The organism is Streptomyces sp. NBC_00631, from assembly GCF_045206895.1.
In the GTDB taxonomy this organism is placed as follows: domain Bacteria; phylum Actinomycetota; class Actinomycetes; order Streptomycetales; family Streptomycetaceae; genus Streptomyces.
Genome location: NZ_CP107734.1, coordinates 3,863,490 through 3,879,275, shown reverse-complemented (window position 1 = coordinate 3,879,275; position 15,786 = coordinate 3,863,490). Strand labels below are relative to the sequence as shown.

General features: G+C 72.2%; 12 protein-coding genes and 1 tRNA gene. 10 read left to right on the top strand and 3 right to left on the bottom strand.

Annotated features, from left to right (window positions below; genetic code table 11):
- Positions 1-17: 17 nt before the first annotated feature.
- Together OHB00_RS17735 and OHB00_RS17730 are read left to right on the top strand one after the other, a co-directional pair.
- Positions 18-191 (top strand): hypothetical protein, encoded by a 174-nt coding sequence (locus tag OHB00_RS17735; RefSeq protein WP_406435874.1) that lies wholly within the window; start codon positions 18-20, stop codon positions 189-191.
- A 3-nt stretch (positions 192-194) separates the two neighbouring features.
- Positions 195-428, top strand: a complete 234-nt coding sequence (locus OHB00_RS17730; RefSeq protein WP_006136074.1) for a hypothetical protein — start codon at positions 195-197, stop codon at positions 426-428.
- Here the strand turns inward: OHB00_RS17730 and OHB00_RS17725 are convergent.
- Positions 407-1,618 (bottom strand): glycosyltransferase 87 family protein, encoded by a 1,212-nt coding sequence (locus OHB00_RS17725; RefSeq protein WP_406435873.1) that lies wholly within the window; start codon positions 1,616-1,618, stop codon positions 407-409. The two genes, OHB00_RS17730 and OHB00_RS17725, sit on opposite strands and share 22 nt — an antisense overlap.
- Positions 1,619-1,731: 113 nt before the next feature.
- Here OHB00_RS17725 and OHB00_RS17720 point away from each other — a divergent pair.
- Positions 1,732-1,804 (top strand) — tRNA-Ala (locus OHB00_RS17720).
- Between the two features lie 136 nt (positions 1,805-1,940).
- Here OHB00_RS17720 and OHB00_RS17715 read toward each other — a convergent pair.
- Both OHB00_RS17715 and OHB00_RS17710 read right to left on the bottom strand, forming a co-directional pair.
- Positions 1,941-3,554 (bottom strand): NADH-ubiquinone oxidoreductase-F iron-sulfur binding region domain-containing protein, encoded by a 1,614-nt coding sequence (locus OHB00_RS17715; protein WP_406435872.1) that lies wholly within the window; start codon positions 3,552-3,554, stop codon positions 1,941-1,943.
- On the bottom strand, positions 3,551-4,774 hold the full coding sequence (locus OHB00_RS17710; protein ID WP_406435871.1) for a cytochrome b/b6 domain-containing protein: 1,224 nt from the start codon (positions 4,772-4,774) through the stop codon (positions 3,551-3,553). The genes OHB00_RS17715 and OHB00_RS17710 overlap by 4 nt, the downstream gene beginning before the upstream one ends.
- 483 nt (positions 4,775-5,257) lie before the next feature.
- On the opposite strand from OHB00_RS17710, the gene leuS reads away from it, so the two are divergent.
- The 7 genes from leuS to OHB00_RS17675 all read left to right on the top strand — a co-directional run bounded on the left by leuS (position 5,258) and on the right by OHB00_RS17675 (position 15,742).
- Positions 5,258-8,137, top strand: a complete 2,880-nt coding sequence (gene leuS, locus OHB00_RS17705) for a leucine--tRNA ligase (RefSeq protein ID WP_406435870.1) — start codon at positions 5,258-5,260, stop codon at positions 8,135-8,137.
- A 151-nt stretch (positions 8,138-8,288) separates the two neighbouring features.
- Positions 8,289-9,017 (top strand): hypothetical protein, encoded by a 729-nt coding sequence (locus OHB00_RS17700; protein WP_406435869.1) that lies wholly within the window; start codon positions 8,289-8,291, stop codon positions 9,015-9,017.
- A 72-nt stretch (positions 9,018-9,089) separates the two neighbouring features.
- Positions 9,090-9,935, top strand: coding sequence for a DegV family protein (locus tag OHB00_RS17695; protein ID WP_406435868.1), 846 nt, complete (start codon positions 9,090-9,092; stop codon positions 9,933-9,935).
- Positions 9,936-10,066: 131 nt separating this feature from the next.
- The gene (locus OHB00_RS17690; RefSeq protein ID WP_406435867.1) at positions 10,067-11,227 is read left to right on the top strand and encodes a helix-hairpin-helix domain-containing protein; all 1,161 of its coding nucleotides are present in this window, start codon (positions 10,067-10,069) and stop codon (positions 11,225-11,227) included.
- On the top strand, positions 11,224-13,797 hold the full coding sequence (locus OHB00_RS17685; RefSeq protein ID WP_406435866.1) for a ComEC/Rec2 family competence protein: 2,574 nt from the start codon (positions 11,224-11,226) through the stop codon (positions 13,795-13,797). Before OHB00_RS17690 ends, OHB00_RS17685 begins: the two co-directional genes overlap by 4 nt.
- Positions 13,798-13,810: 13 nt before the next feature.
- On the top strand, positions 13,811-14,686 hold the full coding sequence (locus OHB00_RS17680; protein ID WP_406445828.1) for an arylamine N-acetyltransferase: 876 nt from the start codon (positions 13,811-13,813) through the stop codon (positions 14,684-14,686).
- Positions 14,687-14,860: 174 nt separating this feature from the next.
- Positions 14,861-15,742, top strand: a complete 882-nt coding sequence (locus OHB00_RS17675; RefSeq protein WP_406435865.1) for a YceI family protein — start codon at positions 14,861-14,863, stop codon at positions 15,740-15,742.
- Positions 15,743-15,786 lie beyond the last annotated feature (44 nt).

The following is a 15,786-nucleotide window of genomic DNA, read 5'->3' as shown; positions in this document are numbered from 1 at the left end:
CGACGGGAGGAGTAGCGATGCCTGCGAGCATCCTTGAGGAGGGCGGCTACCTCCTCGGTGCGGCGTTGATACGGGACACGATCACCCGGCTGCTCTGCCCTTCCTGCGGTTCCGCACATGTCGCCCAAGTGCTGGGTGACAACGGCGGGATCTCCTACGTGTGCACGGCCTGCGGCCACAGCTGGAGCTGATCGATGGGTGCACACAGGCGGAAATGCGACTGGTGCGGGAGCGGCACCCCGATCGTCCGCGACATGGAGCCGATCAACCCCGACTACCAGTACTGGTGCGAGGAATGCGCGCGGGCGCTGATCATAAAAGGCGACCCGATCGAGACCTACCGTGAGCTGGAGGGCGAGCCGATCTACGGCCGGCTCCTCGAAGAGCACTGCACGCTCAAGCGGTTCTATTCGTTCGTCACGGCCTGAGCGGGGCCCGGCTTCGGCAACGATGTCCGGGCAAGCGCGAGGAACAGCAGCCCGGTGACGGTGTAGAGGCCCGACAGCGTCAACGCGACGGTTCCCTGGTGCAGTTCGGGCCGCCCGTGCCCGTGCGGCACCCACCACAGGGCGTACGAGCAGAAGACCAGCACCGTGCCCGCGGCCGCCGTCCGCCACCCGCGCGTCCACAGCAGCAGCACCACCGGCACGCACCACACCCAGTGGTGCGACCAGGACACCGGGCTGATCAGCAGCGCGGTCACCGCGCAGACGGCCACCGCCCATGCCCGCCGGCCCCGCAACTCCGCCGTCACCGCCACCGCGAGCCCCAGGACGGCCGTCAGGGCCGCCGCGGCGGCCCAGAGGGCTCCCGGCTCGGGAGTGTGCAGCAAACGCGCCAGAACGCCGCGCAGGGCCTGATTCGCGGTCTCCTCGGCCCGGCCCACCCGCCCCGTCCGGAAGACCATCCCGGTCCAGAAGTGCCACGAGTCGTACGGCAGGACGGCCGCCGCCAGCAGGGTCGCCCCCGCGAACGCGGTCCCCGCCCCGCGTGCGTGCCGGAGCCACGGGCCCCCGTCCCGTCCTGCGAAGCGCGCGGCCAGGCCCGTGGCGAGCAGGAACACCGCGAAAAGTGCCGGCGTCAGCTTGACCGCGGCCGCGAGCCCCACCCCCACCCCCGCCCAGCGGCCCGGGCGTTCGGAGGGACGGCGTGACAGATCCCACAGCACGAGTACGGCCAGCACCAGATTGATCTGCCCGTAGCGCACGGTCGTCCAGACCGGCTCGCACCACACCGCCGCCGCCGCGACCCACAGGACGCGCTCCACGCGCGCGTGCCCGACGAGCCGCATGGACAGGCCGACGAACACCAGCAGCAGGACGAGGTTCCCCGCCGTCGCGAGCGTGCGCATGCTCGCGACGTCCAGCAGCGTCAGCGGAGTGAACAACAGCGCCGCGAACGGGGGGTACGTGGACGGCAGATGAGCCGCCGTCGTACGCAGCGCGTAGAGATCGCCGCCCGCGCGGACGGTCGCCCCCTCCGCCCGGTAGACCATCAGGTCGATCATCGACACCTGCGCGGCCCGCTGGGCCACCCAGAACGCCGTGAACGACAGGAGACACGCCCCCAGGGCCACCGGCACCCGGCGCCGGGTCTCGGAGAACGCGATCACGGTCACGAAGTCCGACACTAGCCCCCGTATCCGCACAGAACGGAAACGATTTGGTGGTGCACCCCGTCGACCGTGTAATGTTGGCGTCGCCGCCAGGGAAACCGGGCGGACCAAAACAAGGGGCTATAGCTCAGTTGGTAGAGCGCCTGCATGGCATGCAGGAGGTCAGGAGTTCAATTCTCCTTAGCTCCACAGAAGTCGAAGGCGGACCATCCGAACGGATGGTCCGCCTTCGACGTTTTTCCGCAGCATTCCGGCTCTTCGCGCGCGTGGGGCGGGCCACCCGGCCAGGGTGACCCGCCCCACATGCGTGCGGTGAAGTACGCGATCAGCGTCCCAGCGCCCGGCGGCCGCGGCCCTGCGAGAGGACCGGCAGGTTCTTGGCCGGCGCCTGCGAGCGCGTGTCCTCCTCCAGGCGCAGGGCGAGCGCCGGGCAGCGGCGCACCGCGCGCAGCGCCTTGGCCTCCGCGAACCGGGGCACCTTCGCCTGCGCGACCGTCGGGAAACCGTCCGCGCCCAGCTCGAAGACCTCCGGGAGGATGTCCGCGCACAGGCCGTGGCCCCGGCACAGCGTCCAGTCGACGTAGATCTTCTGGCGGCTGCCGCCACCGTTGTCCTCCGGCTCTCCGCCGCCCGGAATGCCGGTGGGCATCTTGCCGTCCTCGAAGAGCGGCAGAACGCCCTCCACGGGCCGTCCGCAGCCGTTTCCGAGAACGTGCGCGGCCAGGTCGTCGGTGAACGCCTTGATCGTCGACTCAAGGAACATCGCGGAACCGTCCGGGTGCGAGCACGCGCCGCGCCGCTTCACGTTCTTCGCGACCTGCTTGAGCGCCTCCAGAGCGGCCGGTCCGCCACCGTTGAGAATGTCCTCCATGCCGCGCGCGGCCGCCGGCAGACCCAGGTAGCAGGGACCGCACTGTCCCGCGCTCTCCTCCGCGAGCCACTGGGCGACCCGCAGCGACTCGCCCAGCGGACAGGTCTCCTGCGTGATCGGCAGGATGGCGCCCGCGCCCAGCGCACCGCCCACCGCGTCGAGCGAGTTGCGCGAGACGATCGCCTCGTTGACCGTGGCCGCGTCTATCCACTTGCCGTGGTAGCCGCCGGTCAGCACCCCCTGCGGCACCGGCGGGGCCCCGGCCAGCTGCAGGACGTAGCGCAGCGGCACGCCCGTGGGCACCTCGATCACCATGGGGCGGGCGACCGCGCCGGAGACCGTCAGCATGACGGTGCCCGGCTCGTCGTACAGGCCGGTGTTGCCGTAACGCTCCGGGCCGATCCGGGCGGCGATCGCAAGCTGCGCGAACGTCTCCGCGTTCGACAGCAGCGTGGGCGCGCCGCCGACACCGTTCTGCGAGGCACTGGTCTTGCGGCCGGGCGGGATCGCGGGGCCGCCGTCGATCGAGCGGATCAGTGACGCGGCGGCGCCGGTGACCATGCGGACCGGGTTGCGCTGGACGAACGCCTTCAGCGCCGAACGCCGGCCGTTGCTCAGGCCGCGCTCGGCGAGCGCCTGCTCCATGGAGCGCTGCGTGGACTCCCGGGTGACCCCCACCACGAGCGTGCGGGCACCCAGCGCCTCGGCGCACAGCAGCGCACCGTCCAGGATCAGATGCGGGGCACGGTTGATCAGCACCGTGTCCTTGCGGCAGGCCGGCTCGTCCTCACTGCCGTTGACGACGACGACCGGTCGTACACCGCGCTTGATCGCTGCCTCGGCGACCGAGCGCAGCTTCTTGTGGAAGGGGAAGCCCGCGCCGCCGCGGCCCCTCAGGTTGATGCGTTCGGAGAGCTGCGCGAGCTGCTCCCCGCCCAAGGGTTCAAGCGGCCCGTGCACCTTGAGGTGCATGGGCAGATCGAGTCTTTCGACAAGGTCGAAGCCTGACGTGAGCTGTGGAAGGCCGACCACGCGGACTTCTGGTACGTCGGGCAGGGCCTCGTTCACCTATAGCCTCCGGAAGGCGTGTTCCAAGGTTCGCCCGAACCCGGGGCGTCGAAGGACGCACCGGGCGCTGGTTCGTTGGCGGGACCGCTGTTGTACGTGTCATTCGAGTTGTACGTCCCGTACCGGGCATTCGTCTCACCCGTGTCGTACACATCACGTCCGTTCGTGCCCGCGGCGCCCGGATTGCCATAGGCCGGGATGTTGTATCCGGTGTCCCGGAGCGGGTCGTACGCCGACGGGGGCGCCTCGCCGACCGGGGGAGGGGACGGGATCGGCCAGCTGCCCGAGGTGCTGGACGGGCCGTCGACACGCTCCATGCGCGCGGTCTGGCCTGCCGCGAACGGCGACTGGGGCTGCCCCGGCGTGTTCGTGGCCCGGTAGGCGGCCGCGAAGCCGGAGGCCGGCTCGGGGGCGGGGGCGGCGGACGGGAACAGCGGGTTCGACTGCGTGGACGCGGTCTCGGCGCGCGAGGGCCTGGGGTCGCGCTCGCGCGGGGCGTCGTAGCCGGGAAGGCCGGACTCGCCGACTCGGGCACGGCTCGCGTCGAGATCGTTCAGACGGGACCGCTCGGAGTCCCCGAGGAGCGTGACGAGCCGGTCGGCGAAGCGGCGCTTGAACGGGCGGGGCGCGGCGCGCAGGGCGAGTGCCGCCATGATCCCGGCCAGGCACAGCTCGTACGACACCATGAAGAACGTCTTTGCCGGGCGGCCCGCGAAGAGACCGTGGAGCAGGGCGAAGCACAGGGCCGGGTAGGCCAGCATGTGCATCGCGCGCCAGCGGGCGGCCACCACGGCGGGCGCGGCGAACTGGTTGCGCAACGCGCCGGTGATGCCCACGAAAATCATGAGGTAGGCGGCCAGGGAGCCCATGCCGACGAGGGTGGCGCTGCCCGGGTTCGCGCCGCCGCCTCCTGTGACCAGCCAGCCGAAGGGGATCAGAGCGGCGATCCAGTCGGCGTGGTCCAGCGCGATCTTCACGCCGATGTGCACGAGCAGGAACGCGATCGAGGCCACCGCGGTGACCCGGTGGATGGCTTGGGCCACGATCCGCTGGCGGATGTTGAGGAGGATGCGGTCCTGGGCCACCAGGCCCCAGATGCACGAGCAGGTCAGACAGACGAGCGCCAGGACGCCCGCACCGAAGTTCAGGAACTGCTGCAGCCAGTCGCCTCCCAGCAGGACGACGATGGGTATCAGCAGCAGGACGACAGCGGACGCCATCCCATAGGCCGAGCGGCCTGGCTTGGGAAGCGAGCTGTTACTACGACGAGGGTTCATGGGGGCAACTCCGAGCAGTTCGGGAAAGCGGTCCCGGTGCCGCAGCCTAAGTGGCGCCATACCGATCAGTACGAGGTTTGAGTTATTGCGTTGTTATCAAAGGGCGATGCATCCCTGGTGATGTCCCTTAGCGGACGTTACGCGAAGTAATTTTTGAACCTGGTTCAACTCTCGTTCCGATGGTCGCCTCAGACGCACGTGTCAACCATTGATACGCAAGCGCGTCGCAGGTTGCTCAAGCGCTGCGGTACCCTGACGCCATGCGTGCCGTACGCCTTCTGCTTAGCGGGCCGCGCTGATCAGTCCCGACCGCCGGACGAAACGGTTGGTCGGCATCGGCGCGGCGTCCCCTCCTGTGCGAGGGGATTTTTCGTTTCTAGAAGTTCGCAGCCGCAGGCAGAGACGACCGATGGAGCTTTGAGGATCATGAGCGAGACGAACCCCGCTGCCGCCGCCACGTCGGCGGAGGCCGCGCCGCACCGCTACACGGCCGCTCTGGCGGCCGGGATCGAGGCACGCTGGCAGGACTTCTGGGACGCCGACGGCACCTACGCGGCGCCCAACCCCACGGGCGACCTGGCCGGCGACCCCGAGCTGGTCGCCAGGCCCAAGAAGTTCATCATGGACATGTTCCCGTACCCGTCCGGTGCGGGCCTGCACGTCGGCCACCCGCTGGGTTACATCGCCACCGACGTCTTCGCCCGCTTCCAGCGGATGACCGGCCACAACGTCCTGCACACCCTGGGCTTCGACGCCTTCGGCCTGCCCGCCGAGCAGTACGCCGTGCAGACCGGCACGCACCCCCGCGTGTCCACCGAGGCCAACATCGAGAACATGAAGGTCCAGCTGCGCGGGCTGGGCCTGGGCCACGACAAGCGCCGGTCGTTCGCCACGATCGACCCGGACTACTACAAGTGGACCCAGTGGATCTTCCTGCAGATCTTCAACTCCTGGTACGACGACGAGGCGAACAAGGCCCGCCCGATCTCCGAGCTGATCGCCCAGTTCGAGTCCGGTGAGCGTGCCGTACCGGGCCACACGCGCGCGTGGAACGAGCTGACCGCCACCGAGCGCGGCGACGTCCTGGGCGAGTTCCGCCTGGCCTACGCCTCGGACGCGCCGGTCAACTGGTGCCCCGGCCTGGGCACCGTGCTGGCCAACGAGGAGGTCACCGCCGACGGCCGTTCCGAGCGCGGCAACTTCCCCGTCTTCAAGGCGAAGCTGCGCCAGTGGAACATGCGCATCACCGCCTACGCCGACCGGCTGCTGGACGACCTGAACGAGCTGGACTGGCCCGAGGCCATCAAGCTGCAGCAGCGCAACTGGATCGGCCGCAGCGAGGGCGCCCGCGTCGACTTCCCGATCGACGGCGAGAAGATCACCGTCTTCACCACCCGCCCGGACACCCTGTTCGGCGCGACCTACATGGTGCTGGCGCCCGAGCATCCGCTGGTCGACCAGTTCGTCCCGGCGGCCTGGCCCGAGGCCACCCACGACGTGTGGACCGGCGGCCACGCGACCCCCGCCGAGGCCGTCGCCGCCTACCGTGCGCAGGCCGGCGCCAAGTCCGACGTGGAGCGTCAGGCCGAGGCCAAGGACAAGACCGGTGTGTTCACGGGCGCGTACGCGACCAACCCGGTCAACGGCGACAAGATTCCCGTGTTCATCGCGGACTACGTGCTGATGGGCTACGGCACCGGCGCGATCATGGCCGTACCGGCCGGCGACCAGCGTGACTTCGAGTTCGCGCGCGCCTTCGAGCTGCCGATCGTCTGCATCGTCGAGCCGACCGACGGCCGCGGCACCGACACGTCGACGTGGGAGGACGCCTTCGCCTCGTACGACGCGAAGATCATCAACTCCTCCCACGACGACATCAAGCTGGACGGCCTGCCGGTCGCCGAGGCCAAGGCCCGCATCACCGAGTGGCTGGCCCGCAAGGGCATCGGCGAGGGCACCGTCAACTTCCGGCTGCGCGACTGGCTGTTCAGCCGCCAGCGCTACTGGGGTGAGCCCTTCCCGATCGTCTACGACGAGGACGGCGTCGCCCACGCGCTGCCCGAGTCGATGCTGCCGCTGGAGCTGCCGGAGGTCGAGGACTACTCGCCGCGCACCTTCGACCCCGAGGACGCCGACACCCAGCCCGAGACGCCGCTGTCGCGCAACGAGGACTGGGTCAACGTGACCCTGGACCTGGGAGACGGGCCGAAGAAGTACCGCCGCGAGACCAACACCATGCCCAACTGGGCCGGTTCCTGCTGGTACGAGCTGCGCTACCTGGACCCGCACAACAGCGAGCAGCTGGTCGACCCGCAGATCGAGCAGTACTGGATGGGTCCGCGCCAGGGCATGCCGCACGGCGGTGTCGACCTGTACGTCGGCGGCGCCGAGCACGCCGTCCTGCACCTGCTGTACGCCCGGTTCTGGTCGAAGGTCCTGTACGACCTGGGGCACGTCTCGTCGGCCGAGCCGTTCCACAAGCTGTTCAACCAGGGCATGATCCAGGCCTACGTCTACCGCGACGGCCGCGGCTTCCCGGTGCCGGCCGCCGAGGTCGAGGAACTGGGGGGCGAGTACTACCACCAGGGCGAGAAGGTCACCCGCCTGCTGGGCAAGATGGGCAAGTCTCTGAAGAACGCGGTGACTCCGGACGAGATCTGCGCCGAGTACGGCGCCGACACGCTGCGCCTGTACGAGATGGCGATGGGTCCGCTGGACGTCTCCCGGCCGTGGGACACGCGCGCGGTGGTCGGCCAGTTCCGGCTGCTGCAGCGGCTGTGGCGCAACATCGTCGACGAGGCCACCGGCGAGGTCACCGTCACCGACGCCGATGCGGACGACGAGACGCTGCGCGCCCTGCACAAGGCGATCGACGGCGTCCGCCAGGACCTGGAGGGCCTGCGCTTCAACACCGCCATCGCCAAGGTCACCGAGCTGAACAACCACCTGACGAAGGCGGGCGGCGCGGTGTCGCGATCGGTGGCCGAGCCGCTGGTGCTGATGATCGCGCCGCTGGCCCCGCACATCGCCGAGGAGCTGTGGCGCAAGCTGGGCCACACCGGCTCGGTCGTGCACCGGGACTTCCCGGTCGCCGACCCGAACTACGTCGTCGACGAGACCGTGACCTGCGTCGTACAGATCAAGGGCAAGGTCAAGGCCCGCCTGGAGGTGGCACCGGCCATCTCCGAGGAGGAGCTGGAGAAGGTGGCGCTGGCCGACGAGACGGTCGTGAAGGCGCTGGGCGGCGCCGGGATCCGCAAGGTGATCGTGCGCGCGCCGAAGCTGGTGAACATCGTCACGGCGTGACACCGCCGACCACCTCCGGGTGGTCCCCTACGGGCAGGTTCGGGGTTTTTCTGGAACTCCGGGCCTGCCCTTTGCGTTTACGGTTGAGGAGCACGGCCACCCACGCCGTGCCCCGAGACGGCCGGGGTGGTGGGCAGCGAGGAGGAGCACCGTGGAAGCAGTGATCGCCGTATTCGCCGTGCTCTTTCTGCTCTTCGTCGCCGGTGGGGCGTACGTCACCTTCAAGGCGGTCGGCGCCGCCAAGCGCGGGGTGGACCGTACGATCACCCAGGCCCGGCGCACGGTCGAGGAGCACACGCTGCGCGCCAAGTCCATGGTCCAGATCGGCCCGGCGGGCGATATCGCCCAGCTCCGGCTCACTCTGCGGACCTCGATGCGGGCGACCCAGGACGCGTTGCACGCGGGCGTCGCCGAGGACGAGTCGCTGAAGGAGTCCCTCGGCCTCTTCCAGCGCCTCAGCGCGCACGGGCGCGAACTGGACGGCGAACTCCGGCGCCTGGAGTCCGAACCCGACCGGGCCACGCTCGTCACGCGCCTGCCCGAGCTGCGCCGTCGTATCGAGCGCATCACGGAGTCCGCGGACGCGTTGCGCTGGGCGGCCCGCGACCGTGCCCGCCGCTTCGCCGACGACGATCTGGACACCTTGAGCACCCAGATCGGCGTCGAGGCGGACGCGCTGCGGCACTGGACCCGTCCGGACCCGGCCGCGCAGACCCCGCCGTGGCCCGAGGCCGCCGCCGGCCCCGGCGACCGTCAGACCTGGCCCGGGCAGTCCCGGTCCGCCGCGGCGGAGGAGCCGGCGCAGCCCGCGATCACGCGGCCCGGCCGGCCTCGGGTGTATCCCTGGCAGAAGAAGCCCCGGCCGGAGAGCACCACTTGACCCGGCCGGTCCCGGTCCGGGCGGCCGGGGGCGGGCTGCCGCGTCCGGGCTACGCCAGGTAACCTCCAGCTCATGTCCTGCCATGTCGCGATCGTCACCGATTCAACGGCCTACCTGCCGCCGCGGACGGTGGAGCGCCACGGCATCACCGCGGTCCCGCTGACCGTGGTCCTCGGCGACCGGGCGCTCGAAGAGGGCACCGAGATCTCGACCCGTTCCCTGGCCCAGGCTTTGCAGAAGCGGCGCCCCGTCACCACGTCCCGCCCAGGTCCGGAGGTGTTCGCCGAGACCTACCGCAGGGTGGCCGGGTCCGGGGCCACCGGCATCGTCTCGCTCCACCTGTCGGCCGAACTGTCGGGCACCTACGACGCGGCGGTCGTCGCCGCCCGCGAGGCACCCGTCCCCGTGCGGGTGGTGGACACCGGGATGGTCGCGATGGCCCTCGGTTTCTGCGCGCTCGCGGCGGCCGAGGCCGCGGAGGCGGGCGGCACCGTCGACGAAGCCGTCACGGCGGCGGAGAAGCGGGCCGCCGGCACCTCCGCGTACTTCTACGTCGACACCCTCGACTATCTGCGTCGCGGCGGCCGCATCGGCACCGCCCAGGCCCTGCTGGGCTCCGCGCTCGCGGTCAAGCCCCTGCTCCAGCTGGACGGCGGCCGGATCGAACTCCTGGAGAAGGTACGGACGGCGTCCCGGGCCATCGCCCGCCTTGAGGAACTCACCGCCGAGCGTGCGGGCGGCGCGGAGGTGGACATCGCCGTGCACCATCTCGCCGCCCCCGACCGTGCCGCGGCCCTCGCCGACCGGCTGCGGGCGCGGGTTCCCGGGCTCGTCGACCTGCATGTGAGCGAGGTCGGTGCGGTCATCGGTGCGCACACCGGCCCCGGGCTGCTCGGGGCGGTCGTCTCGCTGCGGTGACCTGTGGATCCGGGGGTGCGAGCCTCGGCATCGTCACCCGTGCGGGTGGCGGAGTTGTCCACAACTCGGCCGCTGTCCACGGAAACTGATCAAGATCGTCGCGGATCGGCGGGAAGCCCGATCCTCGTCGCATGGCACTTCGATCACGCTCACACGAGACACATGCGACCAGTGGCCCGGGCCGGGGCCCCACCTCCGACGGCCGCACCCGGCACCGGCGGTCCCCGGTCCGGACCCGTGTCCGCCACCGCCCCGCCCCGGCCGACGAACTGCGCCGCCGGGCGGAACTCCTCTTCGGCGAACGGGCCGTCGTCAGGCCGGTGCCGGGGCAAGGACCGCCCGCCGCGGAAACGGTGTCCGGCACCGGCGCGGCGACCGGACTGAACGCGGCCACGACCGCGGTGCGCACGGCCACGGCCGGAGTGCGCACCGCCGCGGCGGCACTGTCCGCGACGGCGGCCGTGATGTCGTCGGCCCGGGCGCTGGCGGGCGAGGCCACGGCGCGGCGCGAGCCAGCGCTGCCGGGGCTGCGGTCCCGGGTCGGGTTCGCCGTACGGGAGCGGATGCCGGTGTGGCTGCAGACGCGCTGCGGACTGGAACGCCGGGGCGCGGTCGCCCTCGGGGTGGTGCTCGTCGTGGCCGCGGCGCTGGCCGTGCAGCACTTCTGGGCGGGCCGGACCGAGGCCGTGAGCGCACCGGAGGTGGTGCGCGCGGAGGCTCCGTACGAAAAGGGCGGGGAGCAGGCCCCGGCCGCAGGAGCGCTCGGCGGAGCCGGTGCCGCCACCGGGCCCGACGCGTCCGCCCGGACGGGCGGGGCCGGTGGGACCGGGGGGTTCGGTGGAACCGGCAGGCCCGGCGGGGAGATTGTGGTGGATGTCACCGGGAAGGTCCGTGACCCGGGGGTTCACACGCTGCCGGCCGGGTCCCGGGTGACCGACGCGCTGCGGGCGGCGGGCGGGGTGCGGCCCGGCACGGACACCGACGGACTCAACCGGGCGCGCTTCCTGACGGACGGCGAACAGATCGTCGTCGGGGGCCCCGCCCCGCCCGCCGCACCGGGCCAGGTCGTGGGTGGTGCCGCGGCGGGGACGGGCCCGTCCGCCCCGGTCTCCCTGAACACCGCGACCGTGGAGCAACTCGACGCCCTGCCCGGAGTCGGCCCGGTGCTGGCCCAGCACATCGTCGACTTCCGCACCCAGCACGGCGGTTTCCGCTCGGTCGACGAACTCCGCCAGGTCAAGGGCATCGGCGACCGCCGCTACTCCGACCTGCGGGATCTGGTACGGCCATGAGGCGCGGGACCGCCGACGCCGTCCCGGGACCCGGGGCCGTACGCCGGGCCGGGCACACCGGCCCCGGGCAGCGGCTCGGGACCGCGCACGCCGGGCAGGGCGCGCGGGCCGATCTGCGGCTGGTGCCGCCCGCGCTGGCCGTCTGGGCGACGGCGGCGCTGGCCCTGGACGCGCCACCGGGGTGGACGGCCGGGACCGCGATCGCCTGCCTGGTCGCCGGGGTGATCCTGCTGCGGCTCGCCCGGACGCGCCCCGGGCCGGGCGCGACGACCGCCGGTGTCGCCTCCGCCCGGCCTGGCTGGCGGCAGGCTTCGGCCGGTGCGCTGCTCCTCTGCGTCGCCGGGGCGGCGGCATCCGCGGGGCTGCACGGGGCGGACGTGCGTCGCGGACCGGTTCCCGGGCTGGCCCGCGCATACGCCACCGTGACCGCGGAGGTGGAGCTCACGGGTGACCCCTGGGCCGCGAGGCCACGCGTGCGGGGGGATCATGCCACCGCGGCCGCCGTGCTGATGCGCGGCGAGGTGCGGCGGGTGGACAGGGGCGACGGGACGGCGGTGACGACACGTTCACCGGTGCTGGTGGTCGTGGACACGGGGGTGTCGGCACCCGGTGGTGGCGGCCGGGCGCGCTGGCTGGGACTGCTGCCCTCCACGCGGCTGCGGGTGAGCGGGCGGCTGGTGCCGGCCACGGCCGGCGGGGACCGGGTCGCGGCGCTGCTGCGGGTACGGGAGCGTCCCGCGCCTGCGGTGGTGGGGGAGCCGAGCGGGCCGCAGCGCGTGGCCGGGCGGTTACGGGCCGGGTTGCGGGAGGCGACCGACGGGCTGCCCGAGGACGCGCGGGCGCTGCTGCCCGGCCTGGTCGTCGGGGACACCTCACGGATCACCCCGGACCTGGACGAGGCGTTCGAGGCGACCGACCTCGCGCACACCCTCGCGGTGTCGGGCAGCAACCTCACCATCCTGCTCGCCCTGCTCATCGGACCGCCGGGACTGGCCCAGCAGACCGAGCGCCGGGGGCTGGCCCCACGCCTCGGGCTGTCGCTGCGGGCGACGGCGCTCTTCGCGTCGGCGCTCACGCTCGCCTTCGTCGTCGTGTGCCGGCCCGACCCCAGCGTGCTGCGGGCCGCGGCCTGCGGAGCGGTCGCCCTGCTCGCCCTGGCGACCGGCCGCCGCAGGTCCCTGATCCCGGCCCTGGCGACGGCGGTTCTGCTGCTGGTGCTGTACGACCCGTGGCTGGCTCGCAGTTACGGCTTCCTGCTGTCGGTGCTGGCCACCGGTTCGCTGCTGATGCTGGCGCCCGGGTGGAGCGAGGCGCTGCGGCGGCGCGGGGTGCCGGAGCGGCTGGCCGAGGGGCTGGCGGCGGCCGCGGCGGCGCAGGCGGTGTGCGGGCCGGTGGTCGCGGTGCTGTCCGCGCGGGTGAGTCTGGTGGCGGTGCCCTGCAATCTGCTGGCGGAGATCGCGGTCGCCCCGGCCACGATCCTGGGGTTCGGAGCGCTCGCGGCGGCTCCGGTGGCGATGCCGGTGGCCAGGCTGCTGGCGTGGTGCGCGGGTTGGCCGGCCGGGTGGATCGCGGGGATCGCCCGGGCCGGGGCCGGGCTCCCGGGTGCGGGGGTGGACTGGCCCGGGAGCTGGGCGGGGGCGCTGCTGCTGGCCGGGGTGACGGTGGTCGTCGTACTGCTGGGGCGCCGGTTGCTGCGGCATCCGTGGTGGTGCGGGGCGCTGGGGGTGCTGCTCGTGCTGCTGGTGGTGCGGCCGGCGCCGCTGACCCGGGTGATCACGGGCTGGCCGCCGCCCGGCTGGCGGCTGGCGATGTGCGACGTCGGGCAGGGCGACGCGACCGTGCTCGCGGCGGGCGCGGGCACCGCGGTGGTCGTGGACGCCGGGCCCGATCCGGCGCTGGTCGACCACTGCCTGCGGGAACTCGGCATCACCCGGATCCCGCTCGTCGTCCTCACCCACTTCCACGCCGACCATGTCGCGGGGCTGCCCGGGGTGCTGCGCGGGCGTGAGGTGGCGCAGATCGAGACGACCGGGTTCGAGGAACCCGCGGACCAGGCCGGGTTCGTCCGGAGAGAGGCCGCCGAGCATCATGTCCCCATCACGCGGGCGGTCGCCGGGGAGCGGCGCAGGGCCGGGCCGCTGGACTGGCGGGTGCTGTGGCCGCCTCCGGGCCCGGCACCGGAACCGGACGGACCGAACGACGCCAGTGTCGCCCTGCTGGTCCGTTCGGCCGGACTGCGGATGCTGCTGCTCGGGGATCTCGAACCGCCGGCCCAGCAGGAGTTGCTGAGATCGCCGGCCGCCGCCGGGCTGGGCCGGGTGGATGTGCTGAAAGTGGCCCATCACGGGTCCGCGTATCAGGATCCGCAGCTGTTGCGGCTGGTGGCGCCACGGGTCGCGCTCATCTCGTGCGGGGCGGACAACCCCTATGGGCATCCGGCGCCGGGCACGGTGGCCGAGCTGCGGGCCGTGGGGGCGGTGGTGCTGCGTACCGACCGGGACGGGGCGCTCGCGGTGACCGGCGGCGGCGCGGGAGGGGAGGCGGGGGAGCTGAGCGTGGCGCGAGACTGAGGGCATGAACTCGGTGAACCCCGCGCAGATCGACGCCTACCTCCGTCGGCTCGGAGCCGCCCGTCCGGACCGGCCCACCGCCGAGGCCCTGCGCGAGCTGCACCTGCGGCATCTGCGCACCGTGCCCTTCGAGAACCTGTCGATCCACCTCGGTGAGGAGATCGTGCTGGAGGAGAAGCGGCTGCTGGACAAGGTGGTGGACGCGGGCCGGGGCGGGTTCTGCTACGAACTCAACGGCGCCTTCTCGGTGTTGCTCACCGAGCTCGGTTTCGAGGTGACACGGCTGGCGGGGCGGGTGTACGGGGCGGAGGGACGGCTCGGGATCCCGTACGACCATCTCGCGCTGCGGGTGCGGACGGTGGACGGCGGTGAGTGGCTCGCCGACGTCGGGTTCGGGGCGCACGGCCACTACCCGCTGGCGTTCGCCAAGCGGGGTGAGCAGGCTGATCCCGGCGGGACGTTCCGGATCACGGAGGCCGGGCCGGACGCGGCGGGAGCGGGAGCAGGAGCAGGGGAGGGGGCGCAGGGACTGGGCGCGGATCGGGTGGCGGCCGGGGACCTGGACGTGCTGCGCGACGGGCAGCCGCAGTACCGGCTGGAGGTCCGGCCCCGGGTGCTCGGGGACTTCACGGCGGGGGCGTGGTGGCACAGCACCTCACCGTCGTCGCACTTCACACAGTCGCTGGTCTGTTCCCGGATCACCGAGGACGGCGGGCGGATCACGCTCAGCGGGCGGACGTTGACGGAGACGGCGGCCGGAGGGGCCCGTGAGGTACGGGAGTTGGAGCGCGACGACGAGGTGCTCGGGGTCTACCGGGAGCGGTTCGGGATCGAGCCGGCCTGTGTGCCCACTGTGCGAAATCCGGGGAAAGTCAACCGGAATGGCTAATTCGGGTGCCGTGGGAGAACGTGCTTCCACTGGCGCGTAGCGTGCTACTCGTGCCCAGTTCCGGCGCATGCGGCGGATTCCCGCGATGTGGGCCCGTGTTGCCCCGAAAGCCGCATCAGTGATCGAATGTTTCTTCGGCAATGGACGGTGGCGAGGCGTACAGGGGTGGCGAGGATGTTCGGCCGCTTGATGGGTAACCGAACGAACCGGATGCAGCGGACGAGCCCCCTCGCGGCGGTGCAGACTCCGCCCGACGCCGGGGTGCTGAGCTGCCGGGTGCTCGACCCGGTCAACGAACCGGTGACGAAAGCCGAGTTCGCGGTCAGCGACACGATGGGGCGCACGGTCGTCAGCGGGGGTACGGATCCCTACGGGTCGTTCGTGGCGACCGTGCCCGCCGGGGAGTACCGGCTGGCGGTGTCCGCCGAAGGGTTCACGCCGTACCGGGCCACCGCGCAGGTCGGTGAGAACTGCCTCGCCTCGCTCGGCGACGTGACCCTCCAGGTCGCCCCGCCGCCGGACCTGCCCGCGCCGGGGGACTGGGAGATCGAGCCGACGCATTCCTCGATCGGCTTCACCGCCCGCCACATCGGACTGGCCCGGATCCACGGGCGGTTCAACTCGTTCGCGGGCGCGGTACGGATCGGCGAGCGGGTGGAGGGGTCCGCCATGCACGTCGTGATCGACGCCGCGACCATCGACACGGGCGTCCGGATGCGCGACGACCATCTGCGGTCGGCGGACTTCCTGGACGTGCAGCGGTTTCCGACGCTGGAGTTCTACAGCGACCGGTTCGTGCACAAGGGCGGCACGAGGTGGGCCGTCACCGGGGCGCTGTCCCTGCACGGGGTGACGCGTACGGTCACCCTCGACACGGAGTACCTCGGGCTCGGCAACGGCATGGAGGGCGAGGTGCGCGCCGCCTGCCGGGCCACCACCGAACTCCACCGCGACGACTTCACCGTGAGCTGGCAGACCATGCTGGCGCGCGGGATCGCGGTGGTCGGGCCGAGCATCCGCGTCGACCTGGACGTGCAGATCGTCCCGAAGGGCTGAGCGGGCCGCGACCGCTCGCTCCCCTTCCCTCCCACGCCCTCCGG

Coding starts and splice junctions, on each gene's coding strand:
- OHB00_RS17735 (WP_406435874.1), top strand. CDS start 18: ATGCCTGCGAGCATCCTTGAGGAGGGCGGCTACCTCCTCGGTGCGGCG.
- OHB00_RS17730 (WP_006136074.1), top strand. CDS start 195: ATGGGTGCACACAGGCGGAAATGCGACTGGTGCGGGAGCGGCACCCCG.
- OHB00_RS17710 (WP_406435871.1), bottom strand. CDS start 4,774: ATGGCGTCCGCTGTCGTCCTGCTGCTGATACCCATCGTCGTCCTGCTG.
- leuS (WP_406435870.1), top strand. CDS start 5,258: ATGAGCGAGACGAACCCCGCTGCCGCCGCCACGTCGGCGGAGGCCGCG.
- OHB00_RS17695 (WP_406435868.1), top strand. CDS start 9,090: ATGTCCTGCCATGTCGCGATCGTCACCGATTCAACGGCCTACCTGCCG.
- OHB00_RS17690 (WP_406435867.1), top strand. CDS start 10,067: ATGGCACTTCGATCACGCTCACACGAGACACATGCGACCAGTGGCCCG.
- OHB00_RS17685 (WP_406435866.1), top strand. CDS start 11,224: ATGAGGCGCGGGACCGCCGACGCCGTCCCGGGACCCGGGGCCGTACGC.
- OHB00_RS17675 (WP_406435865.1), top strand. CDS start 14,861: ATGTTCGGCCGCTTGATGGGTAACCGAACGAACCGGATGCAGCGGACG.